Genomic DNA, 25,143 nt, shown 5'->3' with positions numbered 1-25,143 from the left:
GGGGACGATATGAAATTCGCGTTCGTTTTTCCTGGGCAGGGTTCGCAGGCGGTCGGCATGCTCAACGCATTCGCCGATTACGCGATCGTGCGTGAGACGGTTCAGGAAGCCTCCGACGCACTCAACCAGGACCTCGGCAAGCTGATCGCCGAAGGCCCCGCCGAAGATCTCAATCTCACCACCAATACCCAGCCGGTCATGCTGACCGCGGCCTACGCTATCTATCGCGCGTGGCAGCAGGCGGGCGGCCCGGCGCCGGCGCTCGTCGCCGGCCATAGCCTTGGCGAATACACGGCGCTCGTCGCGGCCGGCGCGCTTGCGTTCCGCGACGCGGTGCCGCTCGTGCGTTTCCGTGCGCAGGCGATGCAAACCGCGGTACCGGTGGGCGAAGGCGGCATGGCCGCGATTCTCGGCCTCGACGACGACACGGTGCGCGCGGTCTGCGCGGAAGCGTCGGCGGCGGGCGTCGTCGAAGCGGTCAATTTCAATGCGCCGGCGCAAGTCGTGATCGCGGGCCACAAAGCCGCGGTCGAGAAAGCCTGCGAAGTCGCGAAGGCGAAGGGCGCGAAGCGCGCGCTACCGCTGTCGGTGTCGGCGCCGTTCCACTCGTCGCTGCTCAAGCCGGCGTCGGATCAATTGCGCGAATACCTCGCGAGCATCGACGTGCAGGTGCCGTCGATTCCCGTCATCAACAACGTCGACGTCGCCGTGGTCAACGAGCCGGCCAAAATCAAGGACGCGCTCGTGCGCCAGGCGGCTGGTGCGGTGCGCTGGGTCGAATGCGTACAGGCAATGGCAGCGCAGGGCGTCACGCACGTGATCGAATGCGGTCCGGGCAAGGTCCTTGCGGGTTTGACCAGGCGCATCGACGGCAATCTCGTCGGCGCGTCGGTGTTCGATCCGGCATCGCTCGAAGAAACGCTGAAGCTCGTGACGGCAGACTGAGCGCGCATTCGCGAACGGGTATCGACCGAGCAATGCCGCGCTGGCGCGGCATCCCTCGACAGACGAATCGACAAGAATCAATGAGCCCTATTTGAAGGGCATCCGGACTGACAGATGGAAAAGACTCTCGACAAGCAGATCGCAATCGTGACGGGCGCATCGCGCGGCATCGGCCGTGCGATCGCGATGGAACTCGCGCGTCAGGGCGCGACGGTGATCGGCACCGCGACGAGCGAAAGCGGCGCGACGGCGATCACCGAAGCGTTCAAGGCGGCGGGCGTGAACGGCCGCGGCGCGGTGCTCGACGTCAACGACGCGGCCGCGGCCGAAGCGCTGATCGACGGCACCGTCAAGGAATTCGGCGCGCTGAACGTGCTGGTGAACAACGCCGGCATCACGCAGGATCAACTGGCGATGCGCATGAAGGACGACGACTGGGACGCCGTGGTCGACACCAACCTGAAGTCGGTGTTCCGTCTGTCGCGTGCGGTTCTGCGCCCGATGATGAAAGCGAAGGGCGGTCGGATCATCAATATCACGTCGGTGGTCGGCTCGGCCGGCAACCCGGGGCAGATCAACTACGCGGCCGCGAAGGCCGGCGTCGCGGGCATGACGCGCGCACTCGCGCGCGAGATCGGCAGCCGCGGCATCACGGTCAATTGCGTGGCACCTGGTTTCATCGATACCGACATGACGAAGGCGCTGCCCGAAGAGCAGCAGACCGCGCTGAAAACGCAGATTCCGCTCGGCCGTCTCGGCAGCCCGGAAGACATCGCGCACGCGGTCGCGTTCCTCGCGTCGCCGCAAGCGGGCTACATCACCGGCACGACGCTGCACGTGAACGGCGGCATGTATATGCAGTAACCAATTTCGGTTACTATCCGCGCCTTGATGCGTTTGCGGAAAGCACGAGGCGCATGCGTTGACAGGAACCCGATGCGCCGCTTTTTTGCCGGGTCAAACCTGATAAAATGCGCGCACCTGTATTTTTGAACTTCTTTTCCCTTGGAGGGGTAATGGACAATATCGAACAGCGCGTCAAGAAGATCGTCGCGGAACAACTGGGCGTTGCGGAAGCGGAAATCAAGAACGAAGCGTCGTTCGTGAACGATCTTGGCGCCGACTCGCTCGACACCGTTGAACTCGTGATGGCCCTCGAAGACGAATTCGGCATGGAAATTCCAGATGAAGAAGCCGAGAAGATCACCACCGTTCAGCAAGCGATCGACTACGCTCGCGCAAACGTCAAGGCCTAAGGTCATTCGCGCCTGCGTTTCTGCACGGGCCGCGCATGACGCCCTGCCGTGCGGCTTGCCGGCGCCAGCAGGGTCGACGCTATCGGGCGTGTCCACTGGCACACCGTACGTCGCGCCGCTTGCCACGCGGGAGCCAGCGATGTTGACAGCGCAGCTTTCCGCGCGATTGCCGACTTAAACAGCCACAGGGCACACAGGGCGATTCCTGTGGCCGCTGTGGCTTTTGCTTTTTGTGATCTATGAAAAAGGGGTTACCGTGAGCCGCCGTCGTGTTGTTGTTACAGGCCTGGGGCTGATTTCGCCTGTTGGCAATAATGTTGCCGATGGCTGGGCCAATCTGGTCGCCGGCAAGTCTGGGATTGCCAATATCACGAAGTTCGATGCGTCGAACTTCTCGACTCGTTTCGCCGGCGAGGTGAAGGGCTTCAATATCGAGGACTACATCCCCGGTAAGGAAGCGCGCCACATGGATACGTTCATCCATTACGGCGTGGCTGCGGGCATCCAGGCGATGCGGGACAGCGGCCTCGAAGTCACCGACGAGAATTCGGAGCGCATTGGCGTGGTGGTCGGTTCGGGCATCGGCGGTCTGCCGATGATCGAAATCACCCAAACCGAATTGCTCAATCGCGGCCCGCGTCGCATTTCGCCATTCTTCGTGCCGGCTTCGATCATCAACATGATCTCCGGCCACCTGTCGATCAAGTTCGGCATCAAGGGTCCGAATCTGTCGATCGTTACCGCGTGTACGACCGGTCTGCACTGCATCGGCGAGGCTTCGCGCCTGATCGAATATGGCGACGCCGACGTGATGATCGCGGGCGGCGCGGAATCGACCGTGTCGCCGCTCGGTATCGGCGGCTTTGCGGCGGCGCGCGCGCTGTCGCAACGCAATGACGATCCGGCTACCGCGAGCCGTCCGTGGGACAAGGACCGCGACGGCTTCGTGCTGGGCGAAGGCGCCGGCGTAATGGTGCTCGAAGAATACGAGCACGCGAAGGCGCGTGGCGCGAAGATCTACGCGGAAATCGGCGGCTACGGCATGAGCGGCGATGCGTATCACATGACCGCGCCGCTCGAAGACGGTGACGGCGCACGCCGCTGCATGCTCGCAGCGCTGAAGAACGCGGGCATCAACGGCGATCAGGTGAGCTACCTGAACGCGCACGGCACGTCCACGCCACTCGGCGATCTGGCGGAAACGACCGGCATCAAGCGGGCGTTCGGCGACCACGCGAAGAACATGGTCGTCAACTCGACCAAGTCGATGACGGGTCACCTGCTGGGCGGCGCTGGCGGTCTGGAGTCGGTGTTCACGGTGCTCGCCGTGCATCACCAGGTGTCGCCTCCGACCATCAATATTTTCAACCAGGACCCGGCCTGTGATCTCGATTACTGCGCGAACACCGCGCGGGAAATGAAGATCGACGTCGCGCTGAAGAACTCGTTCGGGTTCGGCGGCACGAACGGCACGCTGGTGTTCAAGCGCGCCTGATCGCCTGATCCCGGGTGACGCGTCGGTTCACGACGCCGGCTTCGCCGGCGCTTTCCCCCGCACCGGCAACGTTGGGTAGGGCAGCGCAGCGGATCACGCTGCGTCGCTCTATCGCAATGCGTGCCGCGGTGGGAGCGTTCGTGCTGATTGCGACGTTAGCCGTTTATACCTGTCTCGCGCCGCGAGTGGGCGCTTGGCAGGCCGCTCCGTTGACGCTCGCCGTCGCAGCACTGCTCATGCTCTGCGCGGCGAGGCATGACGCGGCGCAGGCCATCGCGCTGCATGTCGCGATGGGCGAGATTTCCGCCTGGAACCACGCGGGTGAGTTGCTCGCGCGGGGCCGCATGGTCGGTTGCGCGCAGTGGAGCGGCCGTTTGCTCGTGCTTGAGCTCGATCCCGAGGGTGGTCGAAGGCGCGGCCTCATGCGCGCACCGACGGGTCGCAGGCGCTCCCTGCTGCTCGCCGCGGACGCGCTGCCGTCCGCTATTTTCCGCGAACTTTCCGTGCTGGGCCGGCGTGCGGCCGGCGCCTGACTGTAACGACTGTAACCGCTGTTACCGTAGTAACGTGCCCTCACGAGGGGGACGCTACAATGGTCCCCCGCCATGCGCCCTATAGTTAAGTTAACGGATTTATCAGGTGAGCGAAAAAGAAATTGATCAGGTGCTGGTCGAGCGCGTCCAGAAGGGCGACAAGGCCGCGTTCGAGCTTCTGGTCTCCAAATACCACCGCAAGATTCTCCGGCTGATCTCGCGTCTCGTGCGGGACCCCGCCGAAGTCGAAGACGTCGCGCAAGACGCTTTTATCAAGGCGTATCGCGCGTTGCCGCAGTTTCGCGGCGAGTCGGCGTTTTATACGTGGTTGTACCGGATTGCGGTCAATACCGCGAAGAACTACCTTGCCACCCAGGGCCGGCGCGCGCCGACCTCGACCGAAGCGGATGCTGAAGAAGCTGAAACTTTCTCCGATGCCGACCAACTAAGGGATATCAACACACCTGAGTCGATGTTGATGAGCAAGCAGATCGCTGAGACGGTCAATGCTGCGATGGCGGTTTTACCGGAAGAATTGCGCACCGCCATTACTCTCCGAGAAATTGAGGGTTTGAGTTACGAGGAAATCGCCGAAATGATGGGTTGCCCGATTGGCACAGTCAGATCACGAATTTTCCGCGCTCGCGAAGCCATTGCGGCAAAATTGCGACCGTTGCTTGACACACCCGAAGGCAAGCGCTGGTAGACGTTTCCGAGCGTCCAGCCGGCTTGGCGGGGCAGCGGTGCAATATCTGGATTAGTGGTGTCACTACGGGGTATTTGGAAGATGGGGAGCATCATGGGGTCGGTCTCGATGCAATCGCAAGCGGGCTCGCACAGCGAGCGTCTGTCAGCTTTCGTCGACGGTGAGTTGTTCGGCGAAGAGCATGTGAATCTGGACAAGTTTCTTGCGGAACTGGGCGGCGATGATCGCGCTGCCTGGTCGAGCTACCACCTGATCGGCGACGCGTTACGTTCCGACGATCTGGCAGTCAGCCCCGCACGGAGCAGTGCCTTTCTGAGCGGGTTTGCCGCGCGTCTGGAAAGCGAGCCGCATGTGCTGGCGCCCGCCGCCGCGTCTGCATCGGTCGCGCGCCGTCTGCTCGGGCTGCGCCGGCGAGTCGTGCCGGCTTTTGCCGTCGCTGCCGCGGCCGCTACGTTGACCTGGATCGTCGTGCCGCAGCTGCAGGGCGTGCCGGGTGGTCCGGGTGCGCAGATCGCTTCGCTTCAATCGCACGGCGACGCGGTGCAGCGTGTCGCCATGGCCTCGGTGCCCGAGCAAGACTCCAACATCATTCGCGACGCGAGCCTCGATCAGTACCTCGAAGCTCATCAGCAATTCGCGCAACAACCGGCGATGGCAGGCTCGATGCCGGTGATTCGCGCTGCCTCAGTCTCCACGCAGGGCCAATAGTTTGATGCAGACTCCGCGGTTCAATAAAACGACTATCTGGGGGCGGTTGCCAGCATTTCTGTTCTGCGCAGCCGTGTTGTTGTCCGCTACACCGCGGGTCTTCGCACAAGACGATCCTGCCGTCGCCCGTCGCACGGCGGCGGAACTGCTCGACCGCATCCATCAGGCCGCCCAGCAGCAGAACTACGAGGGCGCGTTCGTCTATCAGCGCGGCAGTTTCGTGCAGACGTCACGCATCGCACATTACTCCACGCGTACGGACGGCGAGTTCGAGCAGCTCGAAAGCCTCGACGGCAAGCCGCGCAAAATGCTGCGTCACAACGACGACATGTACACGTTCTTGCCGGAGCGGCGTATCGTGGTCTTCGAAAAACGGCAGAACAAGGACTCATTCCCTGCGCTGCTGTCGGTGAACGGCGAGCAGGTGCTGTCCGTCTACGAGCCGAAGATGCTTGACGACGACCGCGTCGCGGGCGTCGACAGCCTCGTGATGGAACTCGATCCGAAAGACGCGTACCGCTTCACGTACAAGCTGTGGGCAGACAAAAAGTCCGGTCTGCTGTTGCGCGCGCAGACGCTCGACCCGAGCGGTCAGGTGCTCGAGCAGTTGTCGTTTTCGCAGGTCCGTATCGGCGTGCCGGTCGACAAGACGGGCATCGTCAACGGCATCCGCAATCTCACGGGCTGGACGGTAGTGCGTCCGCCAGTCGAGCCGGTCGACATGGCCGCGCAGGGTTGGCAAATCATGCCGTCGGTACCGGGCTTCCATATGATCCGCCAGTTGCGTCGTCCGATGGCCTCGCGCGAGGCGGGGCAGCCTCCGATCCCGGTCGACCAGGCCGTGTTTTCCGACGGCCTCGCAGCGATTTCGGTGTTCGTCGAGCCCGTCGAGAAAAATACGCGTAAGGAAGGCACGGGCGATAGCGGCGCGACGCACGTACTGGTCAAGCGTCAGGGCGACTTCTGGATTACCCTGCTCGGTGAAGTGCCCCAAACCACATTGCAGCAGTTCGCGTCTGCCATAGAATACAAAGCTCCGAAGTAACCCTTCCGAATCCTGAAATCCCTCGGCTTGCTACGATATGACGACTTTCTCGGTGCGCAAATTCCTCGCGGCCGTAGTGGTGGCGGCGTGTTTGCCGCTTGTGCCGCATATGGCATCGGCGGCTCCCGCTGCCAACCTGCCCGACTTCACCGACCTCGTCGACAAGGTCGGCCCGGCGGTCGTCAACATTCGCACGACAACGCGCGTGTCGAACGGTAGTTCCCGCGGCGGCCTGCCGCCGGGTATGGACGACGGCGACATGTCGGAGTTCTTCCGGCGCTTCTTCGGGATTCCGTTGCCGCAGTCACCGCAATCGCCGCACGGGGGTGATAACGGGGGCGGCGGCGGTAGTGGCGGCAGCCCGGATTCACCGGACAACTCGGACGCCGAGCAGAACAGCGGGGTAGGCTCGGGCTTCATCCTGTCGGCGGACGGCTACGTGATGACCAACGCGCATGTCATCGACGACGCGGACACGATCTACGTGACGCTGACCGACAAGCGCGAATTCAAGGCGAAGCTGATCGGCGTCGACGACCGTACCGACGTCGCGGTCGTGAAGATCAACGCGTCGAACCTGCCGACCATCACGATCGGCGATTCGAACAAGGTGCGCGTCGGCGAATGGGTCGTCGCGATCGGTTCGCCGTTCGGTCTCGAAAACACGGTGACTGCCGGTATCGTCAGCGCGAAGGGACGCGACACCGGCGACTACCTGCCGTTCATCCAGACTGATGTGGCCGTCAATCCGGGCAATTCGGGCGGTCCGCTGATCAACATGCAGGGCGAGGTGATCGGCATCAATTCGCAGATCTATAGCCGCACCGGCGGGTTCATGGGCATTTCGTTCGCGATTCCGATCGACGAGGCGATGCGCGTGGCCGATCAGCTGAAGAGTTCGGGCAAGGTGGTGCGCGGCCGCATCGCGGTGGCGATTGGTGAAGTGACGAAGGACGTCGCCGATTCGCTCGGTTTGCCGAAGGCGCAGGGCGCACTTGTGAGCAGCGTGGAGCCGGGCGGACCCGCCGATAAGGCCGGCGTGCAGCCGGGCGACATCATCCTGAAGTTCAACGCTCATTCGGTCGACACGGCGACGGACCTGCCGCGCATGGTCGGCGATACGAAGCCGGGCACGAAGACGTCGATCACGATCTGGCGCAAGGGTCAAACGCGCGAACTGCCGGTCACGATCGCAGAAATGCAGCCGGACAAGGTCGCGAAGGCGGATCAGAAGAAGCCGCAAGCGCCAAAGCAGCGCGCGACCAACGCGCTCGGCATCGCGGTCAGCGACATTCCCGCCGATCAGCAGAAAGCGCTGAAGATTCAGAACGGCGTGCAGGTCGACGCGGTCGACGGTCCGGCCGCGCGTGTCGGGCTCCAAAAGGGCGACATCATCCTGCGGGTTGGCGATACGGATGTGACGAGCGCGAAACAGTTCGACGAGCTGACCTCACACCTCGATTCGCAGAAGATGGTCGCGTTGCTGGTTCGTCGCGGCGACAACACGCAGTTCGTGCCGATTCGTCCGCGCAGCGCGCAGAAATGACGAAGACGGTATCGCTCACGCTCTATGGGCGCGCGTGGTGCCATCTGTGCGAGGAGATGCGCGCTGCGCTCGAGCCGTTGCTGGCCGAGTTCGGAGCGCAGCTGGCGGTGATCGACGTCGACAGCGATCCGTTGCTCGAAGCGCGTTACAACGAGTTGGTGCCGGTGCTGGTTTGCGATGGCGTCGAACTGTGTCACTACCATCTCGACGAAGCACCCGTGCGGGCAGCATTGGCTGCACATGCGTCGCGTGTCGCGGCGGCATCCTGATACGCACCCGCGCGGCATCTGGTTTCGCGCGATCCATGCGCATTTTTGCCGCGGCTCACTGCGATGCGCACGGTAATTTTCTCGCATCCTCTACGCCGTCTTGAGGCCCGCGCTTCGCAAGATGCGCCGGCCGATGGGCTTTTCGGCTAAAATAGATAAGATTTTCACCTACTTACAAGGCGTGCTCCGCTATTGTCCGGGCGCGCCTTTTCGCTTGATCGGCACTGAATGGATCATATTCGTAACTTCTCGATCATTGCGCACATCGACCATGGCAAGTCGACGCTCGCCGATCGCATCATCCAGATTTGTGGCGGTCTGTCCGACCGCGAGATGGAAGCTCAGGTGCTCGACTCGATGGATCTCGAGCGCGAGCGCGGCATTACCATCAAGGCGCAAACCGCCGCGTTGTCGTACCGCGCGCGCGATGGGCAGCTCTACAACCTGAACATGATCGACACCCCGGGGCACGTCGACTTCTCGTACGAAGTCAGCCGCTCGCTGTCCGCGTGCGAAGGCGCGCTGCTCGTCGTCGACGCGAGCCAGGGCGTGGAGGCGCAAACCGTCGCCAATTGCTACACGGCCATCGAACTCGGCGTCGAAGTGGTGCCGGTGTTGAACAAGATCGATCTCCCGGCGGCGAACCCCGAAAACGCGATCGCCGAGATCGAGGACGTGATCGGCATCGACGCGACCGACGCGACGCATTGCAGCGCGAAAACGGGCCTCGGCGTCGAAGACGTGCTCGAAGCGCTGATCGTGAAAGTGCCGCCGCCGAAGGGCGATCCGCAAGCGCCGCTGCAGGCTCTCATCATCGACTCGTGGTTCGACAACTACGTCGGCGTCGTGATGCTGGTGCGCATCGTCAACGGCACGCTGCGTCCGAAGGACAAGATCCGGCTGATGGCAACCGGCGCGCAGTATCCGGTTGAACATATCGGCGTGTTCACGCCGAAGTCGAAGGATCTCGAATCACTGTCGGCGGGGCAGGTGGGCTTCATCATCGCTGGCATCAAGGAACTCGCGGCGGCGAAGGTCGGCGACACGGTTACGCTCGTGAACCAGCCGGCGGCCGTGCCGCTGCCGGGTTTCAAGGAAGTGAAGCCGCAGGTGTTCGCGGGTCTGTATCCGGTCGAAGCGAATCAGTACGACGCGCTGCGCGATTCGCTCGAAAAGCTGAAGCTGAACGACGCATCGCTGCAGTACGAACCGGAAGTGTCGCAGGCGCTCGGTTTCGGTTTCCGCTGCGGCTTCCTCGGTTTGTTGCACATGGAAATCGTGCAGGAACGTCTCGAACGTGAGTTCGACATGGACCTGATCACGACGGCGCCGACCGTGGTCTACGAAGTCCTGCAGCGCGACGGCACGACCCTGATGGTCGAGAATCCGGCCAAGATGCCGGAGCCGTCGAAGATCGAGGAAGTGCGCGAGCCGATCGTCACCGTGAACCTGTACATGCCGCAAGACTACGTCGGCGCGGTGATCACGTTGTGTACGCAGAAGCGCGGCAACCAGATCAACATGCAGTATCACGGTCGTCAGGTTCAGCTTACGTACGAAATTCCGATGGGTGAAGTCGTGCTCGATTTCTTCGACCGTCTGAAGTCGATTTCGCGCGGTTATGCGTCGATGGATTACGAGTTCAAGGAATACCGCGCGTCGGACGTCGTGAAGGTCGACATGCTGATCAACGGCGACAAGGTCGATGCGCTGTCGGTTATCGTGCACCGTTCGCAAAGCCAGTACCGCGGCCGCGAAGTGGCGGCGAAAATGCGCGAGCTGATTCCGCGTCAGATGTACGACGTAGCGGTTCAAGCCACGATCGGTTCGAACATTATTGCGCGCGAAAACATTAAAGCGTTGCGTAAGAACGTGCTGGCAAAATGCTACGGCGGTGATATCACGCGCAAGAAGAAGCTGCTTGAAAAGCAGAAGGCGGGCAAGAAGCGAATGAAGCAGGTGGGCTCGGTTGAAATCCCGCAAGAGGCTTTCCTCGCTATTCTGCGTGTCGAAGACAAATAAGTTGAATAACGGAACCCTATGAATTTTGCGCTGATTCTTTTTGTGCTCGTCGTTTTGACGGGTGTCGCATGGGTCGCGGACAAACTGGTTTTCCTGCCGAAACGGCGCCGCGAGGCGGAAGCCGCAGTCGCCGAATTCGATCGTCAGCAGGCACGCATCGGCGAGCGTTTCGCCGATGAAAACGCCGCGCAAACGCGCGCGCGTCTGCGCGACGACAAGCTGCGTCAGCCGTGGTGGCTCGAATATACGGCGAGCTTTTTTCCGGTGATTCTGGTGGTGTTCGTCGTGCGCTCGTTCGTGATCGAGCCGTTCAAGATCCCATCGGGCTCCATGGTGCCGACGCTGCTGGTGGGCGACTTCATCCTCGTCAATAAATTCGAATATGGTCTACGTTTGCCGATTACCAACACGAGGATCACGCAGGGCAGTCCGGTCCATCGCGGCGACGTGGTGGTGTTCCGTTATCCGAAAGACGAATCGGTCGACTACATCAAGCGCGTCATTGGTCTGCCCGGCGACGTGATCGAGTATCAGGACAAGAAACTCACGATCAACGGCAAGCCGGTGCCTGAAACGCCGTTGCCCGATTATCTCGACGAAGAGCGTCTCGGTTATGCGAAGCAGTTCCAGGAAGATATCGACGGCCGCAAGAACGCGATTCTGAATAATCCGGCGGTGCCGCCGTTCATCGTCGGTGCGGAAGATTATCCGTATCGCGACAACTGCCAGTACAACGCGCGTGGCGTGATCTGCAAAGTGCCGCCGGGCAATTTCTTCATGATGGGCGATAACCGCGACAACAGCGCGGATAGCCGGTACTGGGGTTTTGCGCCTGAACGCAATATCGTCGGCCGCGCATTTTTCATCTGGATGAACTTCAGCGATCTGCGGCGCATCGGCTCTTTCCAGTGAGTCGCGTGCATTGATCGCTTCATGAGCGCTTCTCACACGCCGCGCGAATAACCGGCACCCGGTTATCTCGGTCGCGGCGTGTTGTCATGCTACTTTAAGAACTCGCGGTATCGTCGTTTCACCACGCTTTTTCCGCTGGCGCCCCGTGTTTCCGCCGGGTCAGGCGCCCGCGTTATACTCTGCCCATGCCCCTATCTCCGTTGGAAAGCCGTTTGCGCTACGAATTTCGCAATGCGGAATTGCTGCGCCAGGCTCTAACACACCGCAGTCATAGCTCCACGCATAACGAACGGCTCGAATTTCTCGGCGACTCCGTTCTGAATTGCGCGGTGGCTGCGCTTTTGTTCCAACGTTTCGGCAAACTCGACGAAGGCGACCTGTCTCGCGTGCGCGCCAATCTGGTCAAACAGCAGTCCCTCTACGAGATTGCTCAGGCACTCAATATTTCGGAGGGCCTGCGCCTCGGCGAGGGCGAGTTGCGCAGCGGCGGCTTCCGCCGCCCGTCGATCCTCGCGGATACGCTCGAGGCGGTGCTCGGTGCGATATTTCTGGACGGCGGATTCGAGGCTGCGCAGACGGTCATCAAGCGCCTTTACGTACCGATTCTCGATCATATCGACCCGCGTACGCTCGGCAAGGACGCGAAGACGCTGCTGCAGGAGTATCTGCAAGGCCACAAGATTGCGTTGCCTACTTATACGGTCGTCGCCACGCATGGTGCGGCGCACAATCAGCAGTTCGAAGTGGAATGTACGGTGCCGAAGCTGGACGTCAAGGTGTCTGGCTCCGGCGCGAGCCGTCGCGCAGCGGAGCAGGCGGCCGCAAAGAAGGCGCTCGACGAAGTGATGGCCGCGGCGCCTGCCGTGGTCGCGAAGCCGAAGCGCTCGAAGGGCGCGCGTGCCGCGAAAAATGCCGAGCAGGAAATCGTGCCGGGCGTGACCGGCGTACAGGCCGCACTGGATTTGCGCACACCGGATCGCAAGAGCGCGCGCGGTGAAGGGCGCGCGGCTGTCGGGCTGGAAGCGCACGCCGACAAACCTTCCGTGGAAAAATCAGCCGCTGAAAGACCGGCGACCGAGCGTGCCGCACCGGGTGCCGCCGGTGCGCCGTTGGCTGTAATTCGTGCCGCGCATGTGGAGTACAGCGGACAGGACAAGCCGGAGCGCGCCGAAAGGTCCGAAAAGACGGAGAGGGCCGACAAGGTTTCGATCCACGCGGGCGAGAAACCTGTCGACAAGCCGGCCGAAAAACCCGCAGCGGACAAAACCCCCGACCTCAAAGCCGACACGCCGTCACACGCTCGCGGCACAGACCGTCAGCGCAGCCGCGAAGCCGCGCCGGGTACTGCTGCATCGAGCGTGACCGCCGCGCCCGCGTCGGTTGTCTCGGTGCCCCCGGCACCTGCCGAACACGAACCCGGCGTCGCCGACGCGGTGCAAACGCGCGTCGCCGATGCGGGCCATTGATTGCCATCGGCGTGCGCGTCGCGCGCGCCGAACTGAACCTGCCGTAGTCCGAATATGAACGCTCCCACTCCCACTGGTTTTCGCTGCGGCATGGTCGCGATCGTCGGCCGCCCGAATGTCGGCAAGTCCACGCTGATGAACGCGCTGGTCGGCCAGAAAGTCAGCATCACGTCGCGCAAGGCGCAGACCACGCGCCATCGCATTACCGGCATCAATACGCTCGAAGACGCCCAGTACATCTTCGTCGACACGCCCGGTTTTCAGACCAAACACAGCGGCGCCCTGAACCGCTCGCTGAATCGCGCCGTTACGTCGACGCTGACCTCGGTCGACGCGATCCTGTTCGTCATCGAAGCAGGCCGCTTCGGCCCTGATGACCAGAAGGTACTCGATCTGATCCCGGCGAAGGTCCCGACGCTGCTGATCGCGAACAAGCTCGATCGCGTGTCGGATAAAGACTCGCTGTTCCCGTTCATGCAGCAGATGAGCACGCTGCGCGAGTTCAACGAGATCGTGCCGCTGTCGGCGAAAAATTCCGACGACATCAAACGTCTGATGGCCACCGTCAAGCCGTTCCTGCCGGAAGGCGAGCCGATCTACGGCGAGGACGACCTGACCGATCGCAGCGAGCGCTTCCTTGCCGCCGAAATCCTGCGCGAGAAAGTCTTCCGCTGGACCGGCGACGAGCTGCCGTACACGAGCACCGTGCTGATCGAGAAGTTCGAAACCGAAGGGCGGCTGCGCCGTATCTTCGCGACGATCCTCGTCGATCGCGACATGCACAAGGCGATGATCATCGGCCAGAAGGGCGCGAAGCTGAAGCAGATCAGCACCGAGGCTCGCCTCGACATGGCAAAGCTGTTCGACGGGCCGGTGTACCTCGAAACCTTCGTCAAGGTGAAGAGCGGCTGGGCCGACAACGAAGCCGGGCTTCGTGCGTATGGGTACGAATGACGCGTGGATGACGCTCAATTCAGACGAGGCTTCGGATCAGCCGGAGCACGAACCGTCTCGGCCCGCGCGTAGCGCGAGGAAATCGTCGGCCGACGCAAAAAGCCCAAAAAGCGCGAAAAGCGCACCCGCCGACGATGGCGAGCCACGCAAAACGCCGGCGCGCCGCGCGCCGCGCACCTCCACATCCGAATATCGGATCACCGAGCAGCCCGCGTTCGTGCTGCATAGCTATCCGTATCGCGAGACCAGCCTGATCATCGACGTGCTGTCGCGCGATCACGGCCGTCTCGCGCTGGTCGCAAAGGGCGCGAAGCGCCCGCACTCCGCGCTGCGCGGCGTGCTGCAAACGTTCCAGCCGCTGTCGCTCGCGTGGTCGGGCAAGTCCGAAATGCGCACGCTGACCGGCGCCGAATGGGTCGGCGGCATGCTGCCGCTGACCGGCGACGCGCTGCTGTGCGGTTTCTACGTCAACGAACTGCTGGTGCGCTTCTGCGCGCGCGAAGACCCGCATCCTCAGTTGTTCCATCACTACGTCGTCACGCTGACGCGGCTCGCGCACGATGAGCCGCCGGTGCAGGTGCTGCGCTCGTTCGAACGCGTGCTGCTACGCGAGACCGGATACGCGATGGCGCTCGACCGCACGGTCGCACGCAAAGCGGTGCTCGCCGACGGCCGCTACGTGTTCGATCCCGAGCGCGGGGTACGCGAGGCATCGGACGAATGGCCCGCGCAGTGGCCGGTAGTGACGGGACAAACCTTGCTCGATATGGAAAAGGACGATTACCATCGAGCGCAGACCGTCGCGCAAAGCAAAACGCTGATGCGCTTCCTGCTCAACACCTATCTCGGCGGCGCGCCGCTTGCTACCCGCCAGATCCTGATCGACCTGCAGAACCTATGAGCTTCTTCCTGACTTCGCCGACCGCGATCGATCTCGGCGTGAACATCGACCACGTCGCCACGCTGCGCAACGCGCGTGGCACGTCCTATCCCGATCCGATCCGCGCCGCGCTGATGGCCGAAGAAGCCGGCGCCGACGCGATCACGCTGCATCTACGCGAAGACCGCCGGCATATCGTCGACGCCGACGTACACAAGCTGCGTCCGCTGCTGAAAACGCGCATGAATCTCGAATGCGCGGTCACACCGGAAATGCTCGACATCGCGTGCGCAGTGCAACCGCACGACGTGTGCCTCGTGCCGGAAAAGCGCGAGGAGCTGACGACCGAAGGCGGTCTCGACGTCGCCGGACAGTTCGAGGCGGTGCGCGCCGCATGCAAGCAACTGGCGGACGCGAGCTCGCGCGTGTCGCTCTTCATCGACCCCGAGGAGACGCAGATTCGCGCCGCGCACGAAGCCGGCGCGCCGGTGATCGAGCTGCACACAGGCCGTTACGCGGAAGCTCATGATCCCGCGGAACAGCAGCGCGAATACGAGCGCATCGTGCGAGCAGTCGAATTCGGCGCGACGCTCGGCCTCAAAGTGAACGCGGGCCACGGCCTGCACTACACGAACGTGCAGCAGATCGCGGCGATCGACGGCATCGTCGAACTCAACATCGGCCATGCGGTCGTCGCGCACGCGATCTTCGCGGGCTGGGACAACGCGGTGCGCGAGATGAAGGCGATCATGGTCGCCGCGCGTCTCGGCGCGCGCGCGTAACGCAACCTGGCGACGGACGCACGCATGGCAATCTACGGAATCGGCACGGACATCGTTCAGGTCAGCCGCGTAGCAGCGGTGATGACTCGCACCAATGGCCGTTTCGCGGAGAAGGTGCTCGGTCCCGACGAACTACGCGTGTACCACGCGCGCCACGCCCGTTCGGCGGCGCGCGGTCTCGCGTTTCTCGCGACGCGCTTCTCGGCGAAAGAGGCGTTCTCGAAGGCAATCGGCCTCGGCATGCACTGGCCGATGAGCTGGCGCGCGCTGCAAACGCTGAACCGGCCGAGCGGCGAGCCGATGGTGGTCGCCTCTGGCGAGCTGGCCGACTGGCTCGACGCGCGCGGCATCACGGCGCGCGTGACGATCAGCGACGAGCGCGACTACGCGGTGTCGTTCGTGATCGCGGAGACGCAGCGGCCGGGCGATACGGAAGGTTCGTTGGCGGCGTCGGCGTCGGCGTCGCGGGCTTCGTCCGCCCGTCCCGCCACAGAATGAAAAGGTTGAGCGCGGCCGCTGGCGGTCGCGTTTGTGTTGTCTCACAGTCCTTTCCAGCGGAATTCGATGAAAACCACACCCGGACCGGTGATGCTCGACGTGGCCGGCAAAACGCTGAACCGCGATGACAAAAGGCGTCTCGCTCACCCGATGACCGGCGGCGTGATCCTGTTCGCGCGCCACTACGAGAGCCGCGCGCAACTGGTCGGGCTGACCGATGCCATCCGCGCGATTCGCCCGGATCTGCTGATCGCCGTCGATCACGAAGGCGGCCGCGTGCAGCGCTTTCGCACCGACGGCTTCACGGTGCTGCCGTCGATGGGTAAGCTCGGCGCGCTGTGGGACCAGGACGTGCTGCACGCGACCAAGGTGACGACCGCGGTCGGCTATATCCTCGCCGCGGAACTGCGCGCGTGCGGTATCGACATGAGCTTCACGCCGGTGCTCGACCTCGAGTATGGGCACTCGCGGGTGATCGGCGATCGCGCGTTCCATCGCGATGCGCGCGTGGTCGCGCTGCTCGCGAAGAGTTTGAACCACGGCCTCGCGCTCGCCGGCATGAGCAATTGCGGCAAGCATTTTCCAGGGCACGGATTCGCGCAGGCAGATTCGCACGTCGCGATGCCCGTCGACGAACGCCCGATCGACGAAATCCTCGGCAACGACGTCGCGCCGTACGACTGGCTCGGTCTGTCGCTTGGCGCGGTGCTGCCCGCGCACGTCGTCTATCCGCGGGTCGATGCGAAGCCGGCCGGCTTCTCGCACATCTGGTTGCAGGACATCCTGCGCGGCAAGCTTGGCTTCGAAGGCGCGATCTTCAGCGACGATCTGTCGATGGAAGCCGCGCGCCAGGGCGGAACGCTGACCGAAGGCGCGCAAGCGGCCCTGGAGGCCGGCTGCGACATGGTGCTGATCTGCAACCAGCCGGACGAAGCGGAGAAGGTGCTCGACGCGCTGCGCGTCACGCCGTCGAGGGAATCGCAGCGGCGGCTGAAGCGCATGCGGCCGCGCGGTAAAGCGCTCACGTGGAGCAAGCTGATGGCCGAGCCACGGTACGCCGAAGCGCAGAGGCTGCTGCGCAGTACGTTTGCATAAACGGAAATGGCGCCTTGAAGCAATTCAAGGCGCCATTTTTTATCAGCTTCGAACGGTGCGAGCCGCCGTCAAGCTTTGCTTGACAACCGCAGCACGCGCGATCCGATCGCTCAGTTCAAGCGCATGCGCTGCAACTTGTTGTACAGCGTCTTCGGGCTGATTCCCAGCAACGACGCCGCTCGATGCCGCGTGCCGCCGACCGCGTCGAGCGTAGCGCGAATCAGCATTTCTTCGACGTCCGCGAGGGGCGTACCGACGGTCACCTGCACGCGACTGCCGTTCAGATCGCGGCCGTTCGCCGTGCTGGCTTCGTCGGCGCGCAACGACTCGATCACGTCGCCCGATGCCTGATAAGCGCGCCGCACGCGCTCCTGCAGTTCGCGCACGTTGCCCGGCCAGTCGTACGCGAGGCATTCGCGCAGGAAATTCGGCCCCGCCTGCTTCGCGACCTCGGCCGTACCGCGCGCGGTCGCTTCCACATTCAGTTCGTCGACGGCTGCCTGCGCAATCAGCACCGGATCTTCACCACGCTCGCGCAGCGGCGGCAGCATGACCGCGGCGGCTTCGAGGCGCAGCGCGAGGTCCTGATGCAGCGAGCCGTCCGCGACCGCCGCGCGCGGCGACTTGCGCGTCGACGCGATGAGCCGGAAGTCGGTCACGATCTGGCTGGTACCGCCCACGCGCATGAAGGTCTGCGAATCGAGCGCGCGCAACAGCGCTTCCTGCTGCGTACGCGGCAGCTCGGTGATTTCGTTGATGAACAACGTGCCGCCGCTCGCCTGTTCGAAGAGGCCCGGCTCGCGCTGCTCGGCGCCGCCGAACGCTCCGCGTTCGTGACCGAACAGCATGCTGTCGAGCGAGCGATTGAGCCCGCCCGCGGTCGCGCCGCGGCAATCGAACGTGACGAACGGGCCTTTGCGGCGGCGGCTCATGTCGTGCAGCGTGCGCGCGGCGATCTGCTTGCCGGTGCCAGCCTCGCCGGAGATCAGCACCGCGGCTTCTGTCGGCGCAAGACGCTCGATCGTGTCATACACGTGCTGAATGGCGCCGCTGCGACCGAGCATCGAGCCGAAGCGCCCAAGCTGACGCAGCGCCGCGCGCAGCGCCTGGACCTCCTCGGTCAGCTCGTAAGGCCGCGGAATGCGCGCGAGCAGGCTGCGCAGGCGCGGAATGTTGACCGGCTTCAGCAGATAGTCCCAGATTCCGTGCCGCAAGCCCTCGATCGCACTCTCGACGGTCGCATTGCCGGTCATCACGATCACCGGAAGCGCGCCGCCCGGCGGATGCGCGGGCAGATGCTGCAACAGATCGAGGCCGCTGCCGTCCGGCAGATTCAGGTCGACGAGCACGACGTCGGGGATGAAGCGCGTCAATGCGCCGCGGGCCTCGGCGAGCGTGGTCGCGGTGTCGACTGAAAAGCCGTCGGCGGCGAGGATTGCCGACAGACCGGACAGGCTATTGGGATCGTCTTCAACAATCAGGGCGTGTGGCATGGCGAGCGCAATTTTATGAATGGGTTGAATGCCCGGTGCGCCGCCAACGCTGATGGCGCGCACCGCGGACTCTGGGGGCTCGATGACAGGCTAAACGAACGGTCCTTGGGCGATGAAAAAACGACAGCCGCCGGCACTGCGCCTTGAGTCACGCGGGCCGGCGCCTGTAGTTCCTTCACTGGTCCTGTCAGAAATCCCGGTTGCTATCGAAAAACCGGCGCACTTCGAGTTCCGCCTGTTCACGGGTTTTGCCATAGCGTTCCTGAATCAGACCAGCGAGCTTGTCGGCCCGGCCTTCGGCCTTGGTCAACTCGTCGTCCGTCAGTTCGCCCCATGCGGTCTTCGCCTTGCCGATCATCTGTCTCCATTTACCTTCAGCGATGTCGTTGTTCATGGTGCCTCTCCCAGGAGTGGAAAATGAGCGATACTCGCGTAACTCTCCCCACCTAGCAGAGATCGTGCCAAAGAGCGTGGATGAAATCGATCAAGGGCTTGCCGCGCGCCCAACGCGAAAACCGGATGTCGCGATGGTAATTTTGAGAAATTTGCCGGTAAAGTTTTCCTAAACCATACACGGCGCGACAGAAAAGAAAAAGCGCCCAAAAATTGAGCGCTTTTTGTGCAGGCCGGCAGGGCGCCGGCGCTGGCGGGGTGACGCAGACGGGCGCTTAGGCGCGGCTGCGGTACTCGTGCGTACGCGTGTCGATTTCGATCTTGTCGCCGATGTTGCAGAAGAGCGGCACTTGCAGTTCGAAGCCGGTGTTCAGCTTGGCGTTCTTCAGCACCTTGCCCGACGACGTATCGCCCTTGACGGCCGGTTCCGTGTAGATGATTTCGCGAACCAGCGTGGTCGGCAGTTCGACCGAGATCGCCTTCTCGTTGTAGAACACGACTTCGCAAGCCATGCCGTCTTCGAGGTAGTGCATCGCGTCGCCCATCATTTCGGCTTCGACTTCGTACTGGTTGTAGTCGGCGTCCATGAACACGTACATCGGGTCGGCGAAGTACGAGTACGTCACTTCCTTGCGCTCGAGCACGACGACGTCGAACTTGTCGTCCGCCTTGTACACGGTTTCCATGCCTGCGCCGGTCAGCAGGTTCTTGAACTTCATCTTGACGACGGCGGAGTTACGGCCCGATTTGTTGTATTCGGCCTTTTGCACGACCATTGCGTCTGCGCCGATCATCACGACGTTGCCGGTGCGGAGTTCCTGTGCGGTCTTCATAAAACTGTCCTGTACGAGATAAATAGCTTAACTGTTGCTCAACGGCATACGGCGCAAGCGGCTTCGGCGTTTCGCCCACCGCCTGCCGCGCGCCGCGTGAAGCGGCCGCGCAGCCCGTATGCGTGAAACGGGACCGGCTCGCGGCGAAAACCCGGGGGCGTAATGCCTCGGCGTTCCACCTGTCCGTTACCTGATTTTTACCCTGTTCGGGCGTGTACACGAGTGGCGCCGATCTGCAACACGCCCAAACATACGTCCCTTTTTTGACATTCGCGTGCCCGACCGGAAGACTGGGACGCGTGCTGTGTTTTTCGAGGGGACCGGTCAGACGGGCTGACCATGGGGTAGTTGGTCTAATCGGACCGCGCTTGCGTCGTCGGCCGTTGGATAACCGCTTATTTTAACTGAGTTTTTGCGAACGAGGTCAGATTTCCGGCGAGATCGCCGACTTGCGCGAGTTCGACCGCCCAGCCAGCGGCGCGCCGTTTCAGGGCCGGATAGTGGCGCTGGAATTCCGCCCAGTCCGGCTGACCAGCGCCGTTCCACGCGTGCCAGAAGCGCTCGAGCGCGGCGCGCGCGTCAGCTGGGAGCGTGCGGGTGTAGTGCGCAAGTGCGGCGTCGAGCTTTGGCAGATGGGCGTCGTCGGCCTGCGGATAGATGTGCCAGACGAACGGCTTGGCGGCCCACTGCGCGCGCACGAACGAGTCCTCGCCGCGTACGAAATTGACGTCGCTCGCCCAGAGCAGTGCGTCGTAGCCAGGCTGTTCGGTGAACGCGAGCGCGTGCGCGCTGAGGTTGCCGAGTGTCGCATGGGTGCCCGCTGCAAACGACGGTAGGCCGAAAAAGCGCGCCAGAGCGCCGGAAATGCGTCCTTCGGGCACCAGCAGCACGATCGGGCTTGCGTTGTCGCGCCATTGTTCGAGCAGACTGTCGATGGCCGGGTTTTCGTAGGCGAACAGCGACACGACCGTCGCGTCGGCGGGCGGCGGCGCGTGGCCCGTGACGTTGCGCCACCAGTCGGTGCGCGCGGCGGGCGATCCTTCGAACGCGGCGCGTGCCGCGTCGAGATCGCGCTCCTTCAGGACGCCGCCGGTGCCGGGGCCGAGTCCGGGGAAAAAGAAGGTCTTGCTGAGTGCGTAGCGCGGATGCGGCGATGGCCGCAGATGAAAATCGGCGATCCAGTCCTCGGCGCTCAGATATTCGAGGTTGAACCAGAGCGGCGCGCTCGCTCGCTCTGCCATCGCCGCGATATAGACGGGCGGCAGTTCGCAGGCGAACGCCTCGATCACGACGTCGGCGACTTCGAGCCTATCGCCAGCATGGGACGGCTCGTGCCAATGCTCGACGACGATGCCGTCGAGCGTCTGCCGCGCACGCTCCAGCTCGAGCGACGGGCACAGCCTCCTGAACGCATGCAGATCGTCGACGAACACGCGCACCTGCCAGCCGTGCTCGCGCGCGAGTTGGCGCGCAAGGCGCCAGCACACGCCGATGTCGCCGAAGTTGTCGATCACCGCGCAGAAGATATCGCAGGCGATCGGGTTGGCAGGGGCGGCGGGTGATCCGGAATCGGGCGCGACGGAGGACATGGCGGCTCGGCTGGCTCGGTGATTCCGGCGAACGGAGCGGGTTCGAACGAACGCGGAATGTTCTAAACTGGCGATTCTAAAGCCTCGCTCGCGATCGCGCGCGCCCTTTGTCCGCCATGCGGGCCGCATCGGCGACACGCGACATGACCCCCGGCGCACGATGCCGGGCACCCGGCGGCGCAATCGGTGCAATCAGTGCAATCGGTGCAAGCGGCGAGGCAGCGCGAGACAGTCCCACCCCAATCGATCCCGCATGACCGAACCCGAAGCCAGCGACGCCCCCGACACCTTCGAGCCGAAAACAGTGCTCGCCCAACTGCCGCATCTGCCCGGCGTCTACCGCTATTACGACACGAGTGGCGCGGTGCTCTACGTCGGCAAGGCGCGCGATCTGAAGAAGCGCGTATCGAGCTACTTCACGAAGACGCAGCTGTCGCCGCGTATCGCGATGATGGTCACGCGCATCGCGCGCATCGAGACCACGGTCACGCGTTCCGAGGCCGAGGCGCTGCTGCTCGAAAACAACCTGATCAAGGCGCTCACGCCGCGTTACAACATCCTGTTTCGCGACGACAAGTCGTATCCCTATCTGAAGCTGACCGGGCACAAGTTTCCGCGCATGGCCTATTACCGCGGCTCGGTCGATCGCAAGAACCAGTACTTCGGCCCGTTCCCGAGCGCGTGGGCGGTGCGCGAGAGCATCCAGATCCTGCAGCGCGTGTTCCAGCTGCGCACCTGCGAAGACTCGGTGTTCAGCAACCGCACGCGGCCGTGTCTGCTGCATCAGATCGGCCGTTGCACGGCGCCGTGCGTCGCGAACATCAGCGAGGAGGATTACGCGCGCGACGTCGCCAACGCGTCGCGCTTTCTGCTCGGCCGCCAGGGCGAGGTGATGAAGGAGCTCGGGCAGAAGATGCATGCGTTCGCGAGCGAGCTGAAGTTCGAGCAGGCCGCGGCGGTGCGCAACCAGATGAGTTCGCTGTCGACGGTGCTGCATCAGCAGGCAATCGAAGTCGGCAGCGACAGCGACGTCGACATTCTCGCGGTAGTCGCGCTGGGCGGCCGCGTGTGCGTGAATCTCGCGATGGTGCGCGGCGGACGACATCTCGGCGACAAGGCGTACTTTCCCACGCACGTGGAGAGCGCGTTGACGGCGGAGGAAGGCGGGCTCGAAGAAGACGGCGATCAGGACGATGCATCGGCGGATGTGCGAGCGGTCGCGCCATCGGCCGCGGCGGCGAGCGCCTCGGCCGACGCGCTCGCGATCGCTCAGGACATGCCGTCGGAAGACGAGGACGCCGATGGTAGCGAAGAAGACGCGATCGACGAGGCTGCCGAAGCGACCCCGGACGCCGTCAGCGACGAAGTCGCGGACGAAGGCACAGACGGAAACGCAGAGTCCGGCCCCGCGGCGAAGCGCCGCAACGGCCGCGCACTGGGCGGCATCGAATCCGAAGTGCTCGAAGCATTCATCGCGCAGCATTACCTCGGCAATCGCGTGCCGCCGGTGCTGGTGGTCAGCCACGCGCCGGCGCGCGAACTCGTCGACGTGCTGATCGAGCAGGCGGGCCACAAGGTGACCGTACTGCGTCAACCGCAAGGACAGCGGCGCGCGTGGCTCGCGATGGCCGAGCAGAACGCGCGGCTCGCGCTCGCGCGCCTGCTCTCCGAGCAGGGCTCGCAGCAGGCGCGCACGCGCGCGTTGACCGACACGCTCGGCATGGAGTGCGACGACCTCGCGCATCTGCGCATCGAATGCTTCGACATCAGTCACACGATGGGCGAGGCGACGCAGGCGTCCTGCGTCGTCTATCACCACCACAAGATGCAGTCGTCCGAGTATCGCCGCTACAACATCGCCGGCATCACGCCCGGTGACGATTACGCGGCGATGCGCCAGGTGCTCACGCGCCGCTACGAAAAGATGGTCGCGCAGGCCGCCGCGAATGCGAGCGACGAAGCCGCCGAATCGCAAAGTGACGCGGCCGCCGATCCCGCGCTCGCCGCCGATGCCGCCGAGCCGGCCGCGGCCGGCGGCGTGCTGCCGACCATCGTGCTGATCGACGGCGGCAAGGGGCAGGTGGAGATCGCGCGGCAGGTGTTCACGGAGTTGGGGCTCGATACTGGCATGCTCGTCGGCGTCGCGAAAGGCGAGGGGCGCAAGGTCGGTCTCGAGACGCTGATTTTCGCAGACGGCCGCACGCCGCTCGAACTCGGCAAGGAAAGCGCCGCGCTGATGCTGGTCGCGCAGATCCGCGACGAAGCGCATCGTTTCGCGATCACCGGCATGCGCGCCAAACGCGGCAAGACGCGCCAGACCTCGCGGCTCGAAGAACTAGAAGGCGTAGGGGCGAAGCGGCGTCAGCGCCTGCTGGCGCGCTTTGGCGGCTTGCGCGGCGTGGTGGCCGCGAGCGTAGAGGATCTCGCGAGCGTCGAAGGCATTTCGCAGGCGCTCGCCGAGCAGATCTACCGGCAACTGCATTGAATTGGCGGGCCACGCCGCGCTGTGATTGGAATGACGGTTCGTCGGACCCGAGGCGTCGCGCTGCGGCTGGCTGCGAACCACGCGCGGGGGCGGCTCGCTTGCCGCCCCCGCGCGGCCATGCCTGGGCGCGCTTGCTTGTGGCAGGCCCTGTGACACGGCACAATTGCAACTCACTCGTCAGACGCTGCGCCTGCCCCATGCCGTTTAATTTCCCGATATTCCTGACCTGGCTGCGGATCGTGCTGATTCCGCTCGTCGTCGGTGTGTTCTATTTGCCCGACATGATGATGAGCCCCGCGCACCGCAATCTCGCGGCCGCGACGATCTTCATCCTGGCGGCGCTCACCGACTGGTTCGACGGCTTTCTGGCCCGCAAATGGAATCAGACCTCGGCGTTCGGCGCGTTTCTCGATCCGGTCGCCGACAAACTGATGGTGACCGCGGCGCTGCTCGTGCTCGTGCAACTCACGCGGATCGATTCCGCGATCGCGCTCGTGATCGTCGGACGTGAAATCGCGATCTCGGCGCTACGCGAATGGATGGCGCAGATCGGTGCGTCGAAGAGCGTCGCGGTGAACTCGCTCGGCAAGTTCAAGACCGCTTGCCAGATGGTCGCGATTCCGATGCTGCTGTTCTATGGCCCGCTGCCGCTCGGTGGCGGCGTGACGGTCGACACGCGCGTGTGGGGCCTGTGGCTGATCTATCTGGCTGCGTTCCTGACGATCTGGTCGATGCTGTACTACATGAAGCTCGCGTGGCCGCAGATTCGCGAGCGCGGCGGCATTGCGTGACGGTGTGAAGAGAAGAGCTCGGGGGGCGCAAAAGTGTGTTCGAACCCCGCACTACTGCGAGAGAAATATTTTCTTTAAAACAGATGGGCAAAAGGGGTTGACACGTTTCAGTCGATTCTCCATAATTTCGCTTCTTCGATGCACGCAACGCGAAACACCGGAGACGCAGTAAAGCAGTAGCGGTAAATGCAGCACAACGCGGGAATAGCTCAGTTGGTAGAGCGCAACCTTGCCAAGGTTGAGGTCGCGAGTTCGAGCCTCGTTTCCCGCTCCAGTATTTGAAGCATCGCGTTGTTTGGCGAAGTAAAAAAAGGCAGCGCGGTGAAGCAGTTCAATGCGGGAGTAGCTCAGTTGGTAGAGCGCAACCTTGCCAAGGTTGAGGTCGCGAGTTCGAGCCTCGTCTCCCGCTCCATACATCAGGGGAAGCAGCGCTTCCCTTTTTGTTTG

Annotated in this window: 24 protein-coding genes and 2 tRNA genes; 22 read left to right on the top strand and 4 right to left on the bottom strand. The window is 63.4% G+C overall.

Features of this window, described 5'->3' with window-relative positions; translation table 11 throughout:
* The first annotated feature begins 9 nt into the window (after positions 1-9).
* From fabD to nagZ, 18 genes are all read left to right on the top strand, one after another.
* A complete protein-coding gene (fabD, locus tag OKW41_RS35375; protein WP_429575467.1) occupies positions 10-945 on the top strand; it encodes an ACP S-malonyltransferase in 936 nt (311 codons plus the stop codon).
* A gap of 114 nt (positions 946-1,059) precedes the next feature.
* Positions 1,060-1,809 (top strand): 3-oxoacyl-ACP reductase FabG, encoded by a 750-nt coding sequence (gene fabG / locus OKW41_RS35370; RefSeq protein ID WP_090801174.1) that lies wholly within the window; start codon positions 1,060-1,062, stop codon positions 1,807-1,809.
* A gap of 152 nt (positions 1,810-1,961) precedes the next feature.
* The gene (acpP, locus tag OKW41_RS35365) at positions 1,962-2,201 is read left to right on the top strand and encodes an acyl carrier protein (RefSeq protein ID WP_004197638.1); all 240 of its coding nucleotides are present in this window, start codon (positions 1,962-1,964) and stop codon (positions 2,199-2,201) included.
* Between the two features lie 256 nt (positions 2,202-2,457).
* Positions 2,458-3,696, top strand: a complete 1,239-nt coding sequence (gene fabF, locus OKW41_RS35360) for a beta-ketoacyl-ACP synthase II (protein ID WP_429575466.1) — start codon at positions 2,458-2,460, stop codon at positions 3,694-3,696.
* A 116-nt stretch (positions 3,697-3,812) separates the two neighbouring features.
* On the top strand, positions 3,813-4,229 hold the full coding sequence (locus tag OKW41_RS35355; RefSeq protein WP_429451036.1) for a hypothetical protein: 417 nt from the start codon (positions 3,813-3,815) through the stop codon (positions 4,227-4,229).
* 106 nt (positions 4,230-4,335) lie between these two features.
* Complete coding sequence (gene rpoE / locus OKW41_RS35350) at positions 4,336-4,935, top strand: RNA polymerase sigma factor RpoE (RefSeq protein WP_006051939.1); 600 nt, start codon at positions 4,336-4,338, stop codon at positions 4,933-4,935.
* 93 nt (positions 4,936-5,028) lie between these two features.
* Positions 5,029-5,643 (top strand): sigma-E factor negative regulatory protein, encoded by a 615-nt coding sequence (locus OKW41_RS35345; protein ID WP_429451035.1) that lies wholly within the window; start codon positions 5,029-5,031, stop codon positions 5,641-5,643.
* Between the two features lie 4 nt (positions 5,644-5,647).
* Complete coding sequence (locus tag OKW41_RS35340) at positions 5,648-6,688, top strand: MucB/RseB C-terminal domain-containing protein (RefSeq protein ID WP_429575465.1); 1,041 nt, start codon at positions 5,648-5,650, stop codon at positions 6,686-6,688.
* Between the two features lie 37 nt (positions 6,689-6,725).
* Positions 6,726-8,234 carry a DegQ family serine endoprotease gene (locus tag OKW41_RS35335; RefSeq protein ID WP_429451033.1) on the top strand — a complete coding sequence of 503 codons (1,509 nt, stop codon included), beginning with the start codon at positions 6,726-6,728 and terminating at the stop codon, positions 8,232-8,234.
* Entirely contained in the window at positions 8,231-8,503 is a 273-nt protein-coding gene (locus tag OKW41_RS35330; RefSeq protein WP_429575464.1) for a glutaredoxin family protein, read from the top strand. Before OKW41_RS35335 ends, OKW41_RS35330 begins: the two co-directional genes overlap by 4 nt.
* A gap of 228 nt (positions 8,504-8,731) precedes the next feature.
* Positions 8,732-10,525 carry a translation elongation factor 4 gene (gene lepA / locus OKW41_RS35325; protein WP_429575463.1) on the top strand — a complete coding sequence of 598 codons (1,794 nt, stop codon included), beginning with the start codon at positions 8,732-8,734 and terminating at the stop codon, positions 10,523-10,525.
* 18 nt (positions 10,526-10,543) lie between these two features.
* Positions 10,544-11,437, top strand: a complete 894-nt coding sequence (gene lepB / locus OKW41_RS35320; protein WP_429451027.1) for a signal peptidase I — start codon at positions 10,544-10,546, stop codon at positions 11,435-11,437.
* 185 nt (positions 11,438-11,622) lie between these two features.
* On the top strand, positions 11,623-12,903 hold the full coding sequence (gene rnc, locus OKW41_RS35315; protein ID WP_429575462.1) for a ribonuclease III: 1,281 nt from the start codon (positions 11,623-11,625) through the stop codon (positions 12,901-12,903).
* Positions 12,904-12,957: 54 nt separating this feature from the next.
* Positions 12,958-13,857, top strand: coding sequence for a GTPase Era (era, locus tag OKW41_RS35310; RefSeq protein WP_026225953.1), 900 nt, complete (start codon positions 12,958-12,960; stop codon positions 13,855-13,857).
* A complete protein-coding gene (gene recO, locus OKW41_RS35305) occupies positions 13,844-14,758 on the top strand; it encodes a DNA repair protein RecO (protein WP_184061416.1) in 915 nt (304 codons plus the stop codon). Before era ends, recO begins: the two co-directional genes overlap by 14 nt.
* On the top strand, positions 14,755-15,519 hold the full coding sequence (gene pdxJ / locus OKW41_RS35300; RefSeq protein WP_429451022.1) for a pyridoxine 5'-phosphate synthase: 765 nt from the start codon (positions 14,755-14,757) through the stop codon (positions 15,517-15,519). The genes recO and pdxJ overlap by 4 nt, the downstream gene beginning before the upstream one ends.
* 24 nt (positions 15,520-15,543) lie before the next feature.
* On the top strand, positions 15,544-16,017 hold the full coding sequence (gene acpS, locus OKW41_RS35295; RefSeq protein ID WP_429575461.1) for a holo-ACP synthase: 474 nt from the start codon (positions 15,544-15,546) through the stop codon (positions 16,015-16,017).
* A gap of 66 nt (positions 16,018-16,083) precedes the next feature.
* Entirely contained in the window at positions 16,084-17,112 is a 1,029-nt protein-coding gene (nagZ, locus tag OKW41_RS35290; protein WP_429575460.1) for a beta-N-acetylhexosaminidase, read from the top strand.
* A gap of 110 nt (positions 17,113-17,222) precedes the next feature.
* Here the strand turns inward: nagZ and OKW41_RS35285 are convergent, their stop codons facing one another.
* From OKW41_RS35285 to earP, 4 genes are all read right to left on the bottom strand, one after another.
* Complete coding sequence (locus tag OKW41_RS35285; RefSeq protein ID WP_429451016.1) at positions 17,223-18,605, bottom strand: sigma-54-dependent transcriptional regulator; 1,383 nt, start codon at positions 18,603-18,605, stop codon at positions 17,223-17,225.
* A gap of 187 nt (positions 18,606-18,792) precedes the next feature.
* Positions 18,793-18,999 carry a CsbD family protein gene (locus OKW41_RS35280; RefSeq protein WP_090801149.1) on the bottom strand — a complete coding sequence of 69 codons (207 nt, stop codon included), beginning with the start codon at positions 18,997-18,999 and terminating at the stop codon, positions 18,793-18,795.
* A gap of 274 nt (positions 19,000-19,273) precedes the next feature.
* Positions 19,274-19,831 (bottom strand): elongation factor P, encoded by a 558-nt coding sequence (gene efp / locus OKW41_RS35275; RefSeq protein ID WP_008919334.1) that lies wholly within the window; start codon positions 19,829-19,831, stop codon positions 19,274-19,276.
* 395 nt (positions 19,832-20,226) lie between these two features.
* Positions 20,227-21,420, bottom strand: coding sequence for an elongation factor P maturation arginine rhamnosyltransferase EarP (earP, locus tag OKW41_RS35270; RefSeq protein ID WP_429451014.1), 1,194 nt, complete (start codon positions 21,418-21,420; stop codon positions 20,227-20,229).
* A 253-nt stretch (positions 21,421-21,673) separates the two neighbouring features.
* Here earP and uvrC point away from each other — a divergent pair, with 253 nt between their 5' ends.
* The 4 genes from uvrC (at position 21,674) to OKW41_RS35250 (ending at position 25,108) form a co-directional block, all read left to right on the top strand.
* On the top strand, positions 21,674-23,905 hold the full coding sequence (gene uvrC / locus OKW41_RS35265; RefSeq protein ID WP_429575459.1) for an excinuclease ABC subunit UvrC: 2,232 nt from the start codon (positions 21,674-21,676) through the stop codon (positions 23,903-23,905).
* A 197-nt stretch (positions 23,906-24,102) separates the two neighbouring features.
* The gene (gene pgsA, locus OKW41_RS35260; RefSeq protein ID WP_062127799.1) at positions 24,103-24,696 is read left to right on the top strand and encodes a CDP-diacylglycerol--glycerol-3-phosphate 3-phosphatidyltransferase; all 594 of its coding nucleotides are present in this window, start codon (positions 24,103-24,105) and stop codon (positions 24,694-24,696) included.
* A gap of 198 nt (positions 24,697-24,894) precedes the next feature.
* Positions 24,895-24,970: transfer RNA gene (locus tag OKW41_RS35255), tRNA-Gly, on the top strand.
* Between the two features lie 62 nt (positions 24,971-25,032).
* Positions 25,033-25,108 (top strand) — tRNA-Gly (locus OKW41_RS35250).
* Positions 25,109-25,143 lie beyond the last annotated feature (35 nt).

This window comes from Paraburkholderia sp. UCT70 (assembly GCF_050434085.1).
GTDB lineage: Bacteria > Pseudomonadota > Gammaproteobacteria > Burkholderiales > Burkholderiaceae > Paraburkholderia > Paraburkholderia tuberum.
The sequence above is the reverse complement of the archived record's forward strand: the minus strand, read 5'-3'. Positions and strand labels throughout refer to the sequence as shown.